This is a genomic window from Chryseobacterium koreense CCUG 49689, assembly GCF_001045435.1.
GTDB lineage: Bacteria > Bacteroidota > Bacteroidia > Flavobacteriales > Weeksellaceae > Kaistella > Kaistella koreensis.
The window spans coordinates 46,950-65,511 of sequence record NZ_LFNG01000012.1; the positions used below are offsets into that span (position 1 = coordinate 46,950).

The 18,562-nt window shown below is 39.4% G+C and carries 16 protein-coding genes; 7 read left to right on the forward strand and 9 right to left on the reverse strand.

Annotated features, from left to right (window positions below):
• Positions 1 to 7: 7 nt before the first annotated feature.
• From ACM44_RS09390 to ACM44_RS09410, 5 genes are all read left to right on the forward strand, one after another.
• Positions 8 to 967 carry a D-2-hydroxyacid dehydrogenase gene (locus ACM44_RS09390; protein WP_048499787.1) on the forward strand — a complete coding sequence of 320 codons (960 nt, stop codon included), beginning with the start codon at positions 8 to 10 and terminating at the stop codon, positions 965 to 967.
• A 6-nt stretch (positions 968 to 973) separates the two neighbouring features.
• Positions 974 to 2,215: a DUF1015 domain-containing protein gene (locus tag ACM44_RS09395; protein WP_048499788.1), complete on the forward strand. Its 1,242-nt coding sequence runs from the start codon at positions 974 to 976 to the stop codon at positions 2,213 to 2,215.
• 37 nt (positions 2,216 to 2,252) lie between these two features.
• Complete coding sequence (locus ACM44_RS09400; RefSeq protein ID WP_048499789.1) at positions 2,253 to 3,617, forward strand: M20/M25/M40 family metallo-hydrolase; 1,365 nt, start codon at positions 2,253 to 2,255, stop codon at positions 3,615 to 3,617.
• 92 nt (positions 3,618 to 3,709) lie between these two features.
• Positions 3,710 to 4,750, forward strand: a complete 1,041-nt coding sequence (locus tag ACM44_RS09405; protein WP_048499790.1) for a transglutaminase domain-containing protein — start codon at positions 3,710 to 3,712, stop codon at positions 4,748 to 4,750.
• Position 4,751: 1 nt separating this feature from the next.
• Positions 4,752 to 5,105 carry a diacylglycerol kinase family protein gene (locus ACM44_RS09410; protein ID WP_048499937.1) on the forward strand — a complete coding sequence of 118 codons (354 nt, stop codon included), beginning with the start codon at positions 4,752 to 4,754 and terminating at the stop codon, positions 5,103 to 5,105.
• Positions 5,106 to 5,265: 160 nt separating this feature from the next.
• Here the strand turns inward: ACM44_RS09410 and ACM44_RS09415 are convergent, their stop codons facing one another.
• From ACM44_RS09415 to ACM44_RS09435, 4 genes are all read right to left on the reverse strand, one after another.
• The gene (locus tag ACM44_RS09415) at positions 5,266 to 6,039 is read right to left on the reverse strand and encodes a patatin-like phospholipase family protein (protein ID WP_048499791.1); all 774 of its coding nucleotides are present in this window, start codon (positions 6,037 to 6,039) and stop codon (positions 5,266 to 5,268) included.
• Positions 6,040 to 6,329: 290 nt separating this feature from the next.
• Positions 6,330 to 7,721, reverse strand: coding sequence for a dihydrolipoyl dehydrogenase (lpdA, locus tag ACM44_RS09420; RefSeq protein ID WP_048499792.1), 1,392 nt, complete (start codon positions 7,719 to 7,721; stop codon positions 6,330 to 6,332).
• 434 nt (positions 7,722 to 8,155) lie between these two features.
• Positions 8,156 to 10,585 (reverse strand): alpha-ketoacid dehydrogenase subunit alpha/beta, encoded by a 2,430-nt coding sequence (locus tag ACM44_RS09430; RefSeq protein WP_048499794.1) that lies wholly within the window; start codon positions 10,583 to 10,585, stop codon positions 8,156 to 8,158.
• A 164-nt stretch (positions 10,586 to 10,749) separates the two neighbouring features.
• Entirely contained in the window at positions 10,750 to 10,980 is a 231-nt protein-coding gene (locus ACM44_RS09435) for a hypothetical protein (protein ID WP_152669331.1), read from the reverse strand.
• Between the two features lie 333 nt (positions 10,981 to 11,313).
• On the opposite strand from ACM44_RS09435, the gene ACM44_RS09440 reads away from it, so the two are divergent.
• Entirely contained in the window at positions 11,314 to 12,891 is a 1,578-nt protein-coding gene (locus ACM44_RS09440) for a helix-turn-helix domain-containing protein (RefSeq protein WP_160304002.1), read from the forward strand.
• A gap of 113 nt (positions 12,892 to 13,004) precedes the next feature.
• On the opposite strand, the gene ACM44_RS09445 is transcribed toward ACM44_RS09440, so the two are convergent.
• The 3 genes from ACM44_RS09445 to amaB form a co-directional block, all read right to left on the reverse strand.
• On the reverse strand, positions 13,005 to 13,232 hold the full coding sequence (locus ACM44_RS09445; protein ID WP_048499797.1) for a DUF2007 domain-containing protein: 228 nt from the start codon (positions 13,230 to 13,232) through the stop codon (positions 13,005 to 13,007).
• Positions 13,233 to 13,329: 97 nt separating this feature from the next.
• Complete coding sequence (gene lat, locus ACM44_RS09450; RefSeq protein ID WP_048499798.1) at positions 13,330 to 14,664, reverse strand: L-lysine 6-transaminase; 1,335 nt, start codon at positions 14,662 to 14,664, stop codon at positions 13,330 to 13,332.
• Between the two features lie 162 nt (positions 14,665 to 14,826).
• Positions 14,827 to 16,377, reverse strand: coding sequence for an L-piperidine-6-carboxylate dehydrogenase (amaB, locus tag ACM44_RS09455; RefSeq protein ID WP_048499799.1), 1,551 nt, complete (start codon positions 16,375 to 16,377; stop codon positions 14,827 to 14,829).
• 113 nt (positions 16,378 to 16,490) lie between these two features.
• Between amaB and ACM44_RS15490 the strand changes: the two genes are divergently transcribed.
• The gene (locus ACM44_RS15490) at positions 16,491 to 16,652 is read left to right on the forward strand and encodes a hypothetical protein (protein ID WP_168712024.1); all 162 of its coding nucleotides are present in this window, start codon (positions 16,491 to 16,493) and stop codon (positions 16,650 to 16,652) included.
• A 109-nt stretch (positions 16,653 to 16,761) separates the two neighbouring features.
• Here the strand turns inward: ACM44_RS15490 and ACM44_RS09460 are convergent, their stop codons facing one another.
• Both ACM44_RS09460 and ACM44_RS15915 read right to left on the reverse strand, forming a co-directional pair.
• Positions 16,762 to 17,307 carry a GNAT family N-acetyltransferase gene (locus ACM44_RS09460; RefSeq protein ID WP_048499800.1) on the reverse strand — a complete coding sequence of 182 codons (546 nt, stop codon included), beginning with the start codon at positions 17,305 to 17,307 and terminating at the stop codon, positions 16,762 to 16,764.
• Positions 17,308 to 17,413: 106 nt separating this feature from the next.
• Positions 17,414 to 18,436 carry a bifunctional transcriptional activator/DNA repair enzyme AdaA gene (locus tag ACM44_RS15915; protein WP_316932553.1) on the reverse strand — a complete coding sequence of 341 codons (1,023 nt, stop codon included), beginning with the start codon at positions 18,434 to 18,436 and terminating at the stop codon, positions 17,414 to 17,416.
• Positions 18,437 to 18,562 lie beyond the last annotated feature (126 nt).

The window sequence follows — 18,562 nt, forward strand, 5'->3', positions numbered from 1 at the left end:
TATTATAATGAGAGTTTTAGCAAACGACGGAATTTCCAAGGCAGGTGAAAACGTACTGAAAGAGGCCGGAATTGAGCTGGTGGAAGCAAAAGTTTCCCAGGAACATTTGGCCCACTTTATCAATGAAAACCAAATTGACGTTTTATTGGTAAGAAGTGCCACCAAAGTTAGGCAGGATTTGATCGATGCTTGTCCTTCCCTGAAAATCATCGGAAGAGGCGGTGTTGGGATGGACAACATAGATGTGGAATATGCGATAGACAAAGGGCTCTATGTGATCAATACCCCGAATGCTTCTTCCAGATCGGTAGCAGAAATGGTTTTCGCCCATTTCTTTTCGTTGGCAAGGTTCCTGCATGAATCCAACCGGATGATGCCTCTGGAAGGGGAAACCAATTTCACGGCGCTGAAAAAATCTTATTCCAAGGCCCACGAACTCGAAGGCAAAACTTTGGGCGTTATTGGTTTTGGTGGAATTGGTCAGGAAGTAGTGAAAATGGGGATTTCTTTAGGTATGAAAGTAAAAGTGTTGACCAGGACACCCCATACCAAGACGTTAACCCTTCAATTTTTTGATGGTCAAAAGTTGAATTTCGAGGTATCTTCCAATAATAATATGGACGAATTCCTGAAAGACACTGATTTCATCAGCATCAATACGCCAAAAACCGACACGTACATTTTAGACACCCCACAATTTGAAAAAATGAAGACGGGCGTTTTCATCGTGAACACCGCAAGAGGTGGCGTGATCAATGAAGTCACCCTACTCGACTATATCGAATCGGGGAAAATTGCAGGAGCTGCGTTGGATGTTTTCGAAAACGAACCTACTCCCGAACTTGCGATCCTGATGAACCCCAATTTGTCACTTTCGCCACATTTGGGAGGGAACACGCTGGATGCGCAAGACAAAATCGGAGTAGAGCTTGCTTCGCAAATTATAGAGATTAAAAAGAATTTATAAGAGCCTATGCCTATATTTAGACCTTTTCGCGGCGTTCGTCCGAGTGATGATTACGTCGAAGTTTTTCCCACACATCCTTTGGATAACTTCTCTCAGGAAGAGATCAACAAGAAAGCCCAGGTGGACTCATCTTATATTCAGATGATCAAACCTTTTGTGGTAAGCAAATCGAAAGATGTGGACCGAAATTTAAGGAAAATCAGGACTAATTTTGAAGAACTTTTGGAGGAGAAAAAACTCGTTCAGGACAATTCGTCCTACTATCTTTATGAACAGTTTTTGCCCAACAAAACCGTATTTCGCGGACTGCTTGGTTTGGTGAGCGTGGAAGATTTCCGAAATGGGAAAATAAAAAAACATGAATCCACACTGACCAGCAAGAAGGAAAAACTAGCCTATTATCTGGAAAAAGTAAACATACAGGCGGAACCTGTTTTGCTCACCTACATGGCGAATCCGAAAGTGGAATTGCTGATGAACCATGAGGAAAAAAATGTCCCAATCCTGAACTATTTGGATGACAGCGGAATACGCCACAAAGTCTGGAAAATAGACAACCGATTGAAAATGCAGCAATTTAAGGAAGTTTTGGAGCAAATTGATTCCTTCTACATTGCCGATGGTCACCACAGAATCGGCTCCACCGCTCTGAATGCCAAAAACCTTCGCGAAAAAAACAAAAAGCATACAGGAACCGAGCATTACAATTACGTTTACAGTTTCATCGTTTCCAACCAGTCCATTAAAATCCATGATTACAACAGACTTTTGGCAGATTTAAACGGACTCACCGAAAACCAGTTTCTGAAAAAAATAGAGAAAAACTTTTTGGTTCACAACAAAGGCGAAACTCCCTATTATCCATCCCAAAAATTCCACATTTCGATGTATTTGGGTGGAAACTTCTATTCGCTCCACGTAAAACATGATTTGCGGAAAAAACAAAGCGAAATGAACGATTTGGATCATTTTCTTTTGGAGGAATTTGTTTTTAAAGATATATTGGGAATCGACGATCCCAAAACTACAGACAAAATCACCTATATCAAAGGAAATTCCGGAATCCAGGGAATTATGAGCATTAAAGAAAAAGTAGATTCCGGCGAATTCAAGGTTGGCTTTGGGATTCATCCGCTCAGTTTCAGTGATCTTCTGAAGGTTTCCGACAAAAACATCAAGATGCCGCCAAAGTGTACCTACATTGAACCGAAATTGGTAACAGCTTTGGTGATGTATGATATGAAATAATTTCTTTACATTTGAATCTCAATTCTGAATACGAACAATGAAAACAGCCCTCATCAAAATACTTCCGCTCTTTCTGGGCGGATTTTTATTTGCTCAACCCAAAGCAGACTCCATCCAATTCAAAAATATTTCCGACGAAATTCTGGTAAACAGTACCGCTTATGAAAACCTGCGTGATTTAACCAAAAACATCGGTCACCGACTGAGCGGTTCCGCTGCTTATGAAAAGGCGACAGATTGGGCGGTTCAAAAACTTAAAGAAGCCGGTGCCGACAAAGTCTGGAAGGAAGAAGTGATGGTTCCGGTTTGGGAAAGAGGAAAAGAATCCCTCCAAATTAAAACCGAGAACGGCACATGGAAACCCTTAAATATGCTGTCACTGGGAAATTCTGAAGGTACCAAAGGAAAAGATGTGGAAGCTGAAATCATCTTTGTGAAAAACCGGGAAGATTTCGACAAGCTCCCCGAAAGTCAAGTGAAAGGCAAAATCGTTTTCTTTAATTATGCCTTTAACCAAAAATTCATAAATACCGGACAAGCCTACGTAGATGCGGGAATCTACCGACGATCCGCAGCAAGTTGGGCCGGAAAAAAAGGCGCCAAAGCAGTGATGATCCGTTCGCTTTCTTCAGCTTTCGATGATGTTCCCCACACCGGTGCGATGCGTTACGACAAAGACGACACCGCGAAAATCCCGATTGTGGCAATTGGGGCAAAAAGCGCTGAAGAGCTTGAAAAAGCCTTAAAAACACAAAAGATTTTCGCCAAGCTGAATTCCAACTGCACCATGAAGGGCGAAAAACTTTCGCATTCCGTGATCGGTGAAATTACCGGAAACAAAGACCAAAGTGTCATCGTGGTGAGCGGGCATTTAGATTCGTGGGATGTTGGCGAAGGCGCTCATGACGATGGAGCCGGAATCGTGCAAAGCATCGAGGTTTTGAGGACCTTCAAAAAACTGGGCATCAAAAATAACCACACGATTCGCGTGGTCTGCTTTGCCAATGAGGAAAACGGAGTTCGCGGCGGAAACCAGTATGCCGAAAACATCCAAAAGAAAAATGAAAAGCATATCTTCGCTATAGAAAGTGACGGTGGCGGATTCACTCCGCGCGGAATTGCTTTGGTGATGAGTCCGGAAAAAAAGAAAGAAGTGCAATCCTGGCGAAACCTTTTCCTTCCATATGGCGTTTATCATTTTGAATATGAATATGCCGGAACCGACATTGAACCGATGAAAAAACTCGGTGTTCCTTTAGCAGAGCTCGTTCCCGATTCGCAAAGGTATTTCGACATTCACCACACGTCGGAAGACACCTTTGAAAAAGTAAATCGCCGCGAACTGCTTTTGGGAGCGGTTGCGATGGGACAGCTGATTTGGATGGTGGATGAGAACTGGTGAGATGATTATGAATGCGGATTTTCGATAGTTATCGGAAAGCGCAATAATATTTTAGTTACAGTGAATTATCAGTAATTTTTATAAAAAGCGACGTGACAAAAACTTTTGTTATTTTTCTCGTTTATTGCAATTTGATTTTATTTGGACAGAATAATTTTCAAAAAATCGATAGCATCGCAAATTCGAAAAAGTATCATGGAAATCTTTACACTCTTGTAAATGATTTAACGCAAGACTTTGGTAGTGATTTAGAAAAAACCAGATCAATTTATTCTTGGATAACGGCAAACATTCGCTATGATTACAAACTGTTTAATAAAGGTAAACGCACCATAACTTTCAAGTGTAAAAACCAAGAAGATTGTTCGATAAAAAAACAAGAATTTGAAAACAATCTTATACAGGGCGTTTTGAGGAAAAAAAGAGGAATTTGCTCCGGATATTCCAGCCTTTTCAAGAAAATGTGCGATATCGCCAAGATAAGGTGTCAAATTATAGACGGATTTGTTAAAACAAAATCTTACCACATTGGAAATACCGGAATTTTAGACCATTCGTGGAATGCCGTCATCATAGATAATCAAACTTATTTCGTGGATTTAACATGGGCAGCGGGATATTGTGAAAGTAATGAAAAAGGAAAACTCACGCAATTTGTGCAAAAAAAAAATGATTTCTATTGGTTTACCCCAGTTGAAAAATTTACAGTTGATCACTTTCCAAAAAATCCCGAGAAAATTCAAGACTTTCAAATTTCAAAGGAAGATTATAGAGATCAACCCTATATTGCAAAAGAGATCGTTCCGTTTATTGAAATTCAATTTCCAAAACAGGGAATTCTAAAGCCAAAGATTGGGGATTCCATAAATTTCAGTTTTAAATATCCTGAAAATATCCATAAGATACAGATCAATACAAATCTAAAACGAAATCCAAAATTTTATTTTACAAATAAAAATGGTGAAAGCGTTTTTAATCAAAAAGCATACCTAAAACAGGATTATGTTGATTTTCAGAACATAAACGGTTTATACCGATTTTCATATTTTGTGGAAAATGATGAGTTGAGATATATCGAAATTCTATTTGATTATAATCTAAAAATGAAATACCTGGTAAGAATTGAAAATTAAGATGCGAAAACCTCCATTCCATAAAAGTGTAGGAAACGCCATTCGCGGCGTGATCTGGATGCTGAAATCCGAACGGAATTTCCAGCTGGAGGTTTTGGCTTTGGCCATCAATCTTTTTCTCATTATTTTTTTAAAATTGCAAACAGCCGATGCCGCGCTGATTCTTTTGGTCTGCTTTGCAGTTTTAAGTCTGGAAATCCTCAATACCTGCGTTGAAAAAATCTGCGACATCATTCAGCCGGAATTTGATGAAAGGATTAAAGTCATTAAAGACATTGCCGCCGCTGCAGTTCTGCTGATGGCGTTTGCTTCGGTTTTGGTCGGAGTTTTGGTGTACTGGAAGTATCTTTTCTAAAATGAAAATTCTCCATGAATTCCACCGATTCTTCACTATTTTAGGTCCTCAATCCGGTTCAGAACCGCAGTTGTTCGTTATTCCGAACACCGTGCTGCTAAGCGAAGCATCTGTTTAATACGCAGGTAATTCCCAAATAATATTTGCACATAGCGGCAATCTAACTTGAAAAACCCTCAAAGGAAGTTCTCGCCGTATCATAACCGATGTCGAAAATTTCGTGCAGCCGTTCCGGTTTCCGCTCAAAAGTTCCGTACTGAGACAGTTTTTTTGAGGTAATCAGCCAATCACAATAAGCGAATTTGTAAAATTCTGTGCGGTAAGAAAGCAGGTCATAAGAACGGGAAACCACTGCTCGAATCGAATTAAGATGTTCAACAGTAATTTCCTGCGGTGGCGAAACGAAAACGCCGATCATCTTTTCACATTCATGCTGGATGATATCAGCCGGAAAATTGTTCAGCACGCCACCATCACTGTACATTTCATCTCCCACGAGATATGGGGTTGTAATCCCGGGAATGGAACAAGACGCGATAATGGCGTCGATAATCTTGAAATCCTTTTCAAAAATCTTCTGAGTTCCGGAAACAAGTTCTGTAGCGACAATTCGTACGTCTTTCTTCAAATCACCAATCGCCATGTCATGAAAGACCGGTTCCAAATAATTGCGAAAAATTTTCGAAGAAACCAATCCAGGTTTATTGAAGGCAAAATGCCGCCAATTAAAGAAATACACCGAATGGAAAAAATCCAGAATTTCTTCCGGAGATTTCCCCACCGCATACATCGCACCCACGATAGATCCAGCACTGCAGCATGCCAGGATTTCCGGCTCAATATTTTTTTCATTCAAAAACTTGATCACTCCCGCATGTGCGACACCTTTTGTTCCGCCTCCGGATAAAACCAGTCCGAGCTTTTTCTTTTCCATATGTAATCAAAAGTAAGAAATATACAAAAAACGACTACTACTCTGTGAAGAAAAAGATATGCAGTTCCTTTAATTCATCAGAAAAAAAAATGATGATGATGGTGTTCTCCATCAAATATCAAAGTATTACTATAATTTTTCCTGGCAAAAGCGTCAAATAAATTTCAGATAAACTGTTTTTAAGAGCATAAATTCTTCAAAACAAAAACCACCGAATCATTCCGATGGTTTTATTTATTTATAAAAAGAACTTCGTTATACTAAACTCTTTACTTTTTATTTGCTTCAAATCAAATATGAATCACCTCACCATAAGCAGCGGCAACCGCTTCCATTACAGCTTCCGAAATAGTTGGATGCGGGTGGATTGATTTCAGGACTTCATGACCTGTGGTTTCCAGTTTTCTTGCTACAACCGCTTCTGCAATCATATCCGTAACTCCGTCTCCCACCATGTGGCAACCGAGCCATTCACCATACTTAGCATCGAAGATCACTTTGATGAAACCATCGGTATCGCCGTTTGCAGTTGCTTTTCCGGATGCAGAGAATGGAAATTTCCCCACTTTGATTTCGTAACCTTTTTCTTTCGCTTGTTTTTCAGTCAAACCAACGGATGCAATTTCCGGATGGCAATAGGTACAACCCGGAATATTTCCATAATCAATAGGTTCCGTATGCAGTCCCTTGATTTTTTCAACACAGGTAATTCCTTCTGCGGAAGCAACGTGCGCTAAAGCCTGAGTCGGCAAAATATCGCCAATTGCATAATATCCCGGAACTGAAGTTTCATACCATTCATTGACCAAAACCCTTCCTTTCTCGGTTTTAATTCCCACTTCCTCGAATCCTTGACCTTCGATATTTGCAGCGATTCCTACTGCGGAAAGTAAGATATCCGCCTCCAAAGTGATGTTTCCGGTTGCGGTTTTTACATTGGCTTTCACGCCGTTTCCGGAAGTATCCACCGATTCCACGGAAGCATTCGTCATGATTTCGATTCCTGATTTTTTCAGTGATTTTTCAACGTGTTTAGAAACGTCTTCGTCTTCCACCGGAACAATATTCGGCATAAATTCCACGATGGTCACTTTCGTTCCCAACGAATTATAGAAATCCGCAAATTCCACTCCGATTGCGCCTGAACCAACTACAATCATTGATTTTGGTTGTTCCGGAAGATTCAAAGCCTGTCTGTAACCAATCACTTTCACCCCGTCTTGAGGAAGGTTTGGCAATTCTCTGGAACGCGCACCAGTTGCGATAATGATATGTTGACCGGAATATTCAGTGGTTTTTCCTTCTGCATCCACTACGGAAACCTTCCTACCTTTTTGGATTTTTGCGGTTCCCATGATGACGTCGATTTTGTTTTTCTTCATCAGGAAAGAGATTCCGCCGCTCATTTTCTGGGCAACACCTCTACTTCTCTGGATTACTTTTGAAAAATCAAAACCGGGATTCTCCACTTTATTTAAACCGAATTCCTCGGCTTTTTGCAAATATTTGAAAACATGTGCGGATTTCAGCAAAGCTTTAGTGGGAATACATCCCCAATTTAGGCAAATTCCGCCCAAATTTTCTTTTTCGATAATGGCCGTTTTGAAACCCAACTGTGCCGCTCTGATTGCGGTCACATATCCACCGGGACCACTCCCGATGACAATGATATCGTAATTCATCAGTTAAAAAATTTAGTGCGAATTTACGGAAAATTTCTGAGCATTAATGCATGATTGGTCCAAGTTGAAAATGAGCAACGCATAATTTAATAATTTTTTAAATTCAATTAACGCGTTGATATACAATTAGTTTTTATTTTTGCTTTCTCGTAACACGAAGTCTTATATGATGAAATATACCCTGACAAACCGAAAGAAAAGCATTTTTGCAAGGAATAACTCAGATTTTGTAACCTGGATGCGAAAAAGTGATCTGCAACATTGGAGTTCCAATAAAGAGTTTATCGATGGTTATAGCCGCCGGAAATCTTTATTTGAGAAAATATTTTTGAGCTCGGAATCAGAGGATTCTTTTGTAAGTGACCTGATAAAAAATAAGCTTTTGGAAATTTCTAAACCAAAAGCCAATTTTTTAAGCGTATTAAAATTCTAATTTAAATCTTTGGGAATTTTACAGGATCGTTTTCATAAAACATTCCATAAATTTTCTCCACCATATCATCCGCACTTGGCTTGCTGAAATAATCACCATCACTTGCATAAGCTGGTCTGTGATTTTCTGCACAAATCGTTAACGGATCTGAATCCAAATATCTGAATGCTTTCTGTTTCTCCAAAATCTGCTGCAGTATGAACGCGGAAGTTCCACCTTCCACATCTTCATCAATCACGACTAGGCGGCTGGTTTTTTTCACACTTTCTGCAATTTCATGGGTTAAGTCGAACGGAATCAATGACTGCACATCAATCACTTCCGCAGATATTCCCAAATTCTCGAGTTCGTTTGCAGCATCCATCACCACTCTCCAAGTAGAACCATAAGTCACCAAAGTCACGTCATTTCCCTCTTTGGTAATCTCCACTTTCCCGACAGGAACAGTGAATTCACCCAAATTATCGGGCTGTTTTTCCTTCAATCGATAACCGTTTAAAGTTTCCACGATCACCGCGGGTTCATCGCTTTGGAGCATGGTGTTGTAGAAACCGGCAGCTTTGGTCAGGTTTCTTGGAACCAAAATATTGATTCCTTTTGAAAGATTTAGAATTCCTGCCATTGGCGACCCGGAATGCCAAATCCCTTCCAAGCGGTGTCCGCGGGTTCTGATGATGACCGGCGCTTTTTGTCCTCCTTTTGTTCGGTATTGCACTGTAGCCAAATCATCGCTCATTCCTTGCAAGCAATAAAGAATATAATCGAGATATTGGATTTCCGCGATTGGTCTCAAACCGCGCATTGCCATTCCGATTCCCTGACCGAGAATGGTTGCTTCGCGGATTCCTGTATCGGCAATTCGCAACTCGCCATATTTTTCCTGAAGTCCTTCCAAACCTTGATTCACGTCACCAATATTTCCGGCATCTTCACCGAAAACCAGTGTTTCAGGATATTTTTCGAAAATCTTGTCGAAATTGTTTCTGACCACTACTCGTCCGTCAACGGTTTCGGAACTGTCCGTAAAAACCGGCGGAACTTCTTTCACATTCGCCGCTTTCCATTGGGATTGGGAATAAAGGTGAGAGGAGTAATTATCTTTTTCAACTTTAAAAAGTTCGTCAAATTTCGTTTGAAGATTTTGTCTTTCAGCCGTTTGATTTCCTCTGGTCAAGAGCAAAACCTTTCTCGCCAAATGGAAAACATCTTTCTTCGCAACAGAGATGATTTTATTGAAACGGTCTATTTCAACAGAAATTTCCGGATTTTGAGATTTGCAATTTTCAACCAATGGAAGAATGGCGTCCTTAATTTCTTTGATGGAATTCTGATAACTTTCCCAAGCTCTTTTCTGGCCTTCTTTCACCCACTTTTTCGCTTCTGAGTCTATGGAATCCAATTCTTCGGCAGTTGCCAAAACTTCCTCTTTTCCTTCGATCTCAATGGAATAGTTCAAAATCCATTCTTTAAATTTCGCAAGTCCGTCGAATTCGGTTTCCCAATTCAAACGAGCTTCATTCTTATATCTTTCATGAGAACCTGAAGTGGAATGTCCTTGCGGTTGGGTAACTTCCACCACGTGAACTACTACTGGGACAGACTCCGTTCTGGCGAAATGTTCGGCGCGAGCATAGGCATCCAAAAGCGACGGATAATCCCAAGCTTTTACCTGAATGATTTCGCAGCCCTGGCTTTCACCTTCTTTTCGCTGAAAACCGGAGAGCATTTCGGCGATATCCGCTTTTGCTCTTTGATTTTGAGTGGGAACGGAAATTCCGTAACCATCGTCCCAAATGGAAATAATCATTGGAACTTGCAATGCACATGCGGCATTTAGGGTTTCCCAAAAATGTCCTTCCGCCGTTGATGCGTCTCCAATGGTTCCGAAAGCGACTTCATTTCCATTATTTGAAAACTTTTCCGAACCTTCGAATTTTACTGATTTATAGATTTTTGAAGCTTGTGCCAAACCTAACAATCTAGGCATTTGTCCGGCAGTGGGAGAAATATCTGAGGAGATATTCTTTTGATTCATCAGATTCTTCCAGCTTCCATCTTCGTTTAGGCTTCTGGTCGCGTAATGACCGTTCATCTGTCGTCCTGCTGACGCGGGTTCGCGCTCCACACTGGTATCTGCATACAACTGCGCAAAGAAACTTTCTACTGTCAACGCATCAACCGCCATTGCAAAGGTTTGGTCGCGGTAATATCCGGAACGAAAATCACCATTTCTAAAAACCTTTGCCATCGCCAGCTGAGGCAATTCCTTCCCGTCTCCAAAAATTCCAAACTTTGCTTTTCCGGTGAGGACTTCCCTTCTTCCTAAATAGGACATCTCGCGGGAAATTCTTCCAAGTTTGTAATCTTCTAAGACATTTTTTTTAAAATCCTGAAAAGAGATTTGTTGGGTTTCAATATAGGTTTCTTCCATAATAAAGGATATTTCACAAAGGTACGAAAATAAGGAAACTTGGTGAGATACCAAATAAATATTGAAAATCTCCTATTTCCATAAAAAAGGTTCTTCCATGGAATTAACCACAGAAGAACCAAAACACAAATGATGAAAAAAAAAAAAAAAATTGTTATAGTATGTTATTTTCTTGGAGGTGGAAGAATCTCTCCATCCGCATCTGAAATGGTTGGAGCACTCTGCCCTTCGTTCATATTTATAGTTGTACCTTTGTATAATGACTGGTTTGAGGAATCTTGAGCTCTTCTCAAAGTTGCTGCTTCTTCTGGTGACAATACATCATCTGATTGTCTGCAAGATTGTAATGTAATTGTAGTAAGAACTACTGCTGATAGGATTGCTATTTTTTTCATGTGAATTATTTTTGACAAATGTATGGCGGATCCAATACTCCCTGCAAAAAAATCAACCGTTAGTTTATAAAAAATCACACGAATATTTTAAATTTTATAAAGATTTTTTAAAAAATTTACAGTATTATTGTAAAACAAAAGAATCATTCAAATATATATAACTAATAATCAAAGTGTTAGCCTTTTATGCGGTTGAAATATATATTATCGTTTTTCCTCCTATTATTTCTGTTATTTTTCACCCATTTCCATGCTCAAAGTGTCAAAATTGATAATTTGACCAATGAAGAAATTGAAAAAAAGATTGACAGCTATAGCAATAATCCCTCAAAAATGTGGGAACTCATTAATTTCTATATCAATAAATCTAAAAGGGAGGGTAATGATGAGGCCTTATTTTATGGATATCGGTATGCAAGTATGTCGAGTTCTTATCCGGTGAATCTGAAGTATGCGGACAGCGCGCTTATTACTGCACAAAAGTCTAAAGTCAAAAAAATTCTGTTGGACGCTTATCTTAGCCGCGGTAATATCAATATGGCTGAAGAATTCTATCAAAAGGCACTAACTGATATTCTTATTGCGAATAGATTGTCGCAGGAATATGGTAACACTTATATCTTTAATAAAACCATATATATTATAGCCCAAAATAAAATATATCTTGGCCAATATGAAGATGCAAAAAAAGAATTATTGGTATGCCTTAAATATTTTAAAGATAATCTGAAAAATAAAACCTCACTGGGAAGGAATTACCAGATGTACTACATCTATTCGCTGATGAGCCTGATTGATACCAATACAAAGTTAGGTCAATTCAGCGGAAACGAGGCGCTTTTAAGAGAAGCTTTTGATTACCTCAAAAAAAATAATCTTTCGCAATATGTCCCCTACTTCATCACTTCCGAAGGAATCACCGCTTATCATCTTAAGGATTATAAGACTGCAATCTCTAAATTTTCTGAGGCCTTAAAATTATATAATGACCAATGGGAACACAATACCGAGATTTTTTATTTAGGTTTATCCTATTGGCAAATTGGTAAAAGGAGCTTAGCCATAAAATACCTGGATGAAATCGACAAACATTATAACAAAACAAAAAAACTCGACCCACAGTTCAGACCTGCGTATGAAATATTAATCAAATACTACCATTCTAAAGGAGATACCGAGAAACAACTTGAATATATTAACAAGCTCATGGTCCTGGACCGGTCTTACGAAAAAAACTACAAGTATCTTTATCAAAGAATCGTTAAGGAATACGATACCGAAAAACTGGTTGCAGAAAAAAACAGGATTGAAAACACCCTCCAAAACCAAAGATCTTTCTTTATTACGGTATTCAGCTTACTGATGCTCGGTTTTTTAGTATTTGGCTTCCGGATTTATAGAGAAAAACAAAATTATAAAAAGAGATTCGAGGAAATCCTTTCCCAGCAGGACACCATACGTAGCAAAGAGGAAAAACCACGTGAAGATCTTACCGATAATTTTTCCAAGGAAAAATTCGACTATGATTTCTATAATAAGATACCGGGACTTAATCCAATTTTTGTAGAGAATATTTTGACGCAACTGGAAATTTTTGAAAATGAAAATAAATTTCTCAATCCTCAGCTCTCACAAAAATTGCTCAGTGAGGAATTGGGAACCAACTCCACCTACTTCTCCAAAATCATCAATACCTATAAAGGAAAAACTTTCACCCTGTACATCAATGACCTCCGTTTGGATTACATTATTGACCAACTCCGGCATGACGTAAAATACATTAATATGGATGTTAAAGAACTTGCCTTCATCGCGGGATTTTCCAGTACTGAGAATTTCTCTGATAATTTCCGAAGAAAGTTCGATCTGAAACCTTCAGTCTTTATCAAGATGATGAAGGAAAAGCTATAGCCTTTCATTCCTGGGATTTGCAAAAAAAAAATCGGAGTCAATTTTTGACTCCGATTTCTGTAAAACGTAAAATTTAAAATTATAAAAAACTATTTTTAGCGTTAATAATTTTCTTATTGATCTAATTCTTTCAAGTAACGGTCTATGATTTCAAAAGATTTCTTCTCGTCCGTCAAATTCACCATCACCCGTATCGAATTCGCAGTTGGCGTGGTGGTAAAAGTCAGGTATTTGTCATTCAACGATACCGGGATATTTTCGGCTTCCAGTTTTGATTTAATAATCTGAATTTCCGCCGGCTGATCACTTTCAAACACGGGAACCTTTATGATTTTTTCCATATTCTTTACTTTAAGGAAATAAAATTACGAAGAATTAATCATAAACAGACGTTAAGATTTCTTAAAATTTAAATTCAAAGAGATCTGTCATCTCCATCTAAATTTTTCCGATATTATCTGCAATCTTGTCCAATGCCAGTTGGATTTCCTCCTTGGTCACATTCAAATGCGGACGGAAACGAATGGCGCTGTCACCACATGCCAAAACAATCAAACCGTCATCATAAAGAACTTCACGCATCCTGTCGCGGTCTGCTTCGGTGGGCAAATCGATTGCGCACATCAAACCTCTTCCTCTCGCATTTGAAATTTTATCCGGGAATCTTTGTTCCAGTTCTTTCAGACCTTCCAAAAGATAATCACCAACAAGTCTTGCATTTTCTACAAGATTTTCATTTTCAATAACTTCCAAAGTCAATTTCAACCTCATCATATCCATAAAGTTTCCACCGAAAGTAGAATTGATTCTGGAACTTTCCCGGAAGACATTATTTGGAATCTCGTCAAATTTTTCCTTGTTTGCCAGAATTCCGCAAACCTGGGTTTTCTTGCCGAAGGAGATAATATCCGGTGCGACACTGAAATGTTGGAATGCCCACATTTTTCCGGTCAAACCTATTCCGGTTTGAACTTCGTCAAAGATTAAGAGCACTTCATTATCATCGCAGATATTTCTAAGCCCCACAAAAAACTCGTCGCGGAAATGATGGTCACCTCCTTCTGCCTGAATCGGTTCAATGATGATGCACGCCACACGATCCGGATTCATCAGAATGGCTTCCTGGATTTGCATCAAGGCAAGATTTTCATTCTTAATGGTTTCCTCCAGATTTTCCTCGGTAATCGGGAAATTCAAATGTGGGTTCAAAATTCTTGGCCAGTCGAATTTCGGGAAATATTGGTATTTTCTAGGATCGGAAGTGTTGGTCAAACTCAACGTGTAACCACTTCTGCCGTGGAAAGCCTGTTTGAAATGGATGCAAATATCACCCTCGGTTTCTAAATCTTTTTCAAAGTTTTTTCTGGTTTTCCAGTCGAAACATGCTTTCATCGCATTTTCAACACCCATGCTTCCGCCTTCGATGAAGAAGCAGTACTGCAATTCTTTTGGGATGGCTACTCTTTCGAAAACCTCCATGAAATCGGCGAATTCCTGAGAATAAACATCGGCCAAAGTCGGCTTGTTTACCGCCAGTTTACCGAGCCAGTCAGAATGTTTTACAAGATACGGATGGTTATAACCGATCGCTGCGGAAGCAAACATGGAAAACATATCCAGAAATTCTTTTCCGGTAGTTCTATCGTGAATCCAGCTTCCGTGGGACTTTTCCAAATCCATCACAAAATCAAATCCATCGGCGAGCATGTGTCTGCCAAGTATTTGTTTCACAGTGTTGGTCGGTTGTGGGTGAGATGCAATTGCGTCGTTCATATTATTTCTATTTTGTTTAATGTATTAATGGGATACGTGTTTTGGGTTTGGTGTTATGGGTGATCATGTTAAAGTAGTTTCCAGCGATCAATATTATATTTAAAAATTCACAGATGAAACATATAACTTCCGAAGGAAAATTCACTAACTGATCTAAAAAATTTACAAATCAAACCTAATTCCTTGTGCCAAAGGAAGATGCGTACTATAGTTAATGGTGTTGGTTTGTCTTCTCATGTAGTATTTCCAAACATCAGAGCCGGATTCTCTTCCGCCGCCGGTTTCTTTTTCGCCGCCGAAAGCACCGCCGATTTCCGCGCCGGATGTTCCGATATTTACATTGGCAATGCCGCAATCCGAACCTGCCTGTGAAAGGAAAAGCTCTGCTTCACGAAGATTCTGGGTCATGATCGCTGAACTTAATCCTTGCGGAACATCATTCTGCATTGCGATCGCGTCTTCCAGTTTCTTATATTTGATCAGGTATAAAATTGGGGCAAAAGTTTCGTGCTGCACGATTTCAAAAGAATTTTTCACTTCCGCGATGCATGGTTTCACATAGCAACCGGATTCGAAATTTTTTCCTTCCAAAATTCCGCCTTCCACTATAAATTTCCCACCTTCTTTTTTGCATTTTTTGATGGAATCCAAATATTGCTGAACTGCATTTTGGTCGATTAAAGGACCAACATGGTTTTTCTCGTCCAAAGGATTTCCTATTTTCAATTGTCCGTAAGCTTTTACCAAGCGGTTTTTCACTTCGTCATAAACAGATTCATGAATGATCAAACGTCTTGTGGAAGTACATCTTTGTCCGGCAGTTCCCACTGCTCCGAAAACGGCACCAATAATCGACATATCCAAATCGGCATCTTTAGAAATGATAATAGCATTGTTTCCCCCTAATTCCAGAATTGATTTTCCGAATCTTTGGGCAACATTGGTTCCCACAATTCTTCCAACTCTTGTGGAGCCCGTGAAAGATACAAGTGCAATATTTTTATCATTAACCAATTGATCACCGATTTTGTGGTCGCCCACAATCAGGTTTGAAATTCCTTCCGGAAGATTGTTTTCCTTTAATACTTCGGAAATAATATTTTGGCAGGCAATGCCGCAAAGTGGTGTTTTTTCAGATGGTTTCCAAATCGTGACATTTCCGCAAATCCAGGAAAGCGCATTATTCCAACTCCAAACCGCCACCGGAAAGTTGAATGCCGAAATAATTCCCACAATTCCGAGCGGATGATACTGTTCATACATTCTGTGTCCCGGTCTTTCGGAATGCATCGTGAAACCGTGAAGTTGACGAGAAAGCCCGACTGCGAAATCGCAGATATCGATCATTTCCTGTACTTCGCCCAATCCCTCTTGCAGAGATTTCCCCATTTCATAAGAAACCAGTTTTCCCAGATCGTCTTTTTTCTCCCTTAATTTATTGCCAAACTGGCGAACCAATTCCCCCCTTTTTGGCGCAGGAATCATACGAAATTCCGCGAAGGCAGATTTTGCCGTTTCAATTACTTTATCATAATCTTTAGAAGCTGCAGATTTCACTTTGGCGATCAATTTGCCGTCAGTTGGTGAATAAGATTCTATCAAATCCCCATTGGCAAAGGATTTACCGCCAGAACAAACCCCTTTGTTTTCTTTTGAAATCCCTAAATTTTTAAGTGTTTTTTCGATTCCGAAATCGTTGATTTTTTTAGACATAATTAAAATTAGATTGGTCTCTAAAGTTACAGTTTTTATGCAACTTTGCAAAAAGAGTTTATCAAGATCGACTTCTGACACAAAAAAGCGCTAACTTTGAAAAAAGTTTTGAAATGGAAGATTTGCAACCCGAAAACACTCCGGAAACGAAATGGAAAAAGTGGTTCAAACGCGTGGGAATCGGCGGATTGATATTTTTCACGCTGAAAGGAATTGCGTGGTTGTTCGTGTTCTATTTCGGGGCAGAATTGTTCCAGGATTGTGCAGGGAAATGAATTTCATGACGAAGCTTCCGGTTTCTATCGGAATAGTTTTCAGCATTGAAAATGAATGTAATGCAAACAATTTGAACTCTTTTCCCTCATTGCATCCATTGGGAAAAAACTAATGAAGTTGCTGTTTCACCACCCAGTCCCGTTTCTTAATCCAATACTCCACATTTTCTCTATTCGGTTCTCCGTGGTATGCCACTGAAATGTTTCCCATATTTTCTGCACCCAACCTTTCCATAGCTGTTCTGGAACGCCAGTTTGTTGCTCCAACATGGAATTTCACCAAATCCACATATTGGAAAATATAATCCAGCATGAGTTTTTTGACTTTTGGATTGAGTTTAGAACCCCAAAATTTGGTTCCGTAGAAAGTGTAACCAATGAAAATTGAATTTTCATTTTGGTCAAAATCGTAAAACCTGGTGCTTCCCGCTACTTCATCGCTTTCTTTGTCAATGATCAGAAACGCTCCGCCGGAAATCATCGCGCCCTCAAAGAAATTTCTGAAAACCTCCTTTTCGAAACGGTTCTTGTTGGGATGCATTTCCCAGATTTTCGGGTCGGATGCCACTTCATACAACCTCCCAAAATCATTTTCCTGAAGGGGAAGTAATTTTACGATTTCATTTTCTAAGGTGGGCTGGAGAAAATTCTTCATTGAACTTTTTTTTCAAAGATAAAAAAAAGGAGTGATTTAGTGAGGTAAATATCTATTACTCCTGCCAAACGAATCCAGTTTAGACCAAGATCTTTTTCCTTTAATCTTAAAACAAAAGTGCTTTCTCCAGTTCCAGCAGTTTTTGTTTTCGCCAGATTCCGCCACCATATCCGGTGAGTTTGCCATCACTTCCGATGACGCGGTGACAGGGAATAATGATGGAAATTTTATTCAATCCGTTGGCATTGGCAACTGCCCTAACCGCTTTTGGATTTCCCAGAATTTTTGCCTGTTCCAGGTAACTTTTGGTGGTTCCGTATGGAATTTTTCTCAAGACTTCCCAAACCTTTTTCTGAAAATCCGTTCCCACCGGTGAAAGTGGAACGGAGAAATCTTGCAGGTTCCCTTCAAAGTATTCGGCAAGTTCCTTTTCCAATGTATTGAAATGGGGATTTTCACCCTGTACAATATTGGCGTTGAAATGTTTCGAGATTTCTTTCAATTCTGTGGGAAGCGCCTTCCGGTCAGAAAACTCCAGCATGCAGATTCCGTTTTCATCGGCACAGGCAATCAAAGTTCCAAGCGGTGTTTCCACTCTTTTTAGATCCACAATTTTTTCTGCCTGCGATTTTTTTGGAGAAACGCCAAAGATGTTTTTAAAACTTTCACCAAAACCACTCAAACTTTCGTAGCCACTGTCAAAAGCGGCATCAATCACATTTTCACCATTCTGCAGTTTCTTAAAAGCAGAGTTCAGTTTAAACATCCTTTGAAATGCCTGAAAAGTCATTCCGTGATTTTTCTGAAACCATCTGCGCACCGTGGCAGGTTCCAAACCTCGAAGAACTAAATCATAATCCTTGAACTTCAATGCCGGATTTTCAGCGATTTCATCCAATAATTTTTGAATAAATTCCGGAGTTTTTCCAGGATTTTCAAGTGGTTTGCATATTTTGCATGGGCGGTAACCTTTCAGAATAGCATCTTTGGTATTCGTGAAGAATTCCACGTTTTCAAACTTTGGTTTTCTTGCAGTACAGGTTGGTCGGCAGAAGATTCCGGTTGTTTTCACGCCCATCCAGAAAACGCCCTCGAAATCCGGGTTTTTGTTGAATGAAGCATCGTACATTATTTGCGCAGATAAATTCATGAGTAATGAGTAATGAGTAATGAGTAATGCAAATTTAGTTTTAAATGCATTTCCGTTCAACCGAAAAATTGACAAGTATTTTTAATAAAAAAAAGTGAACCGAAG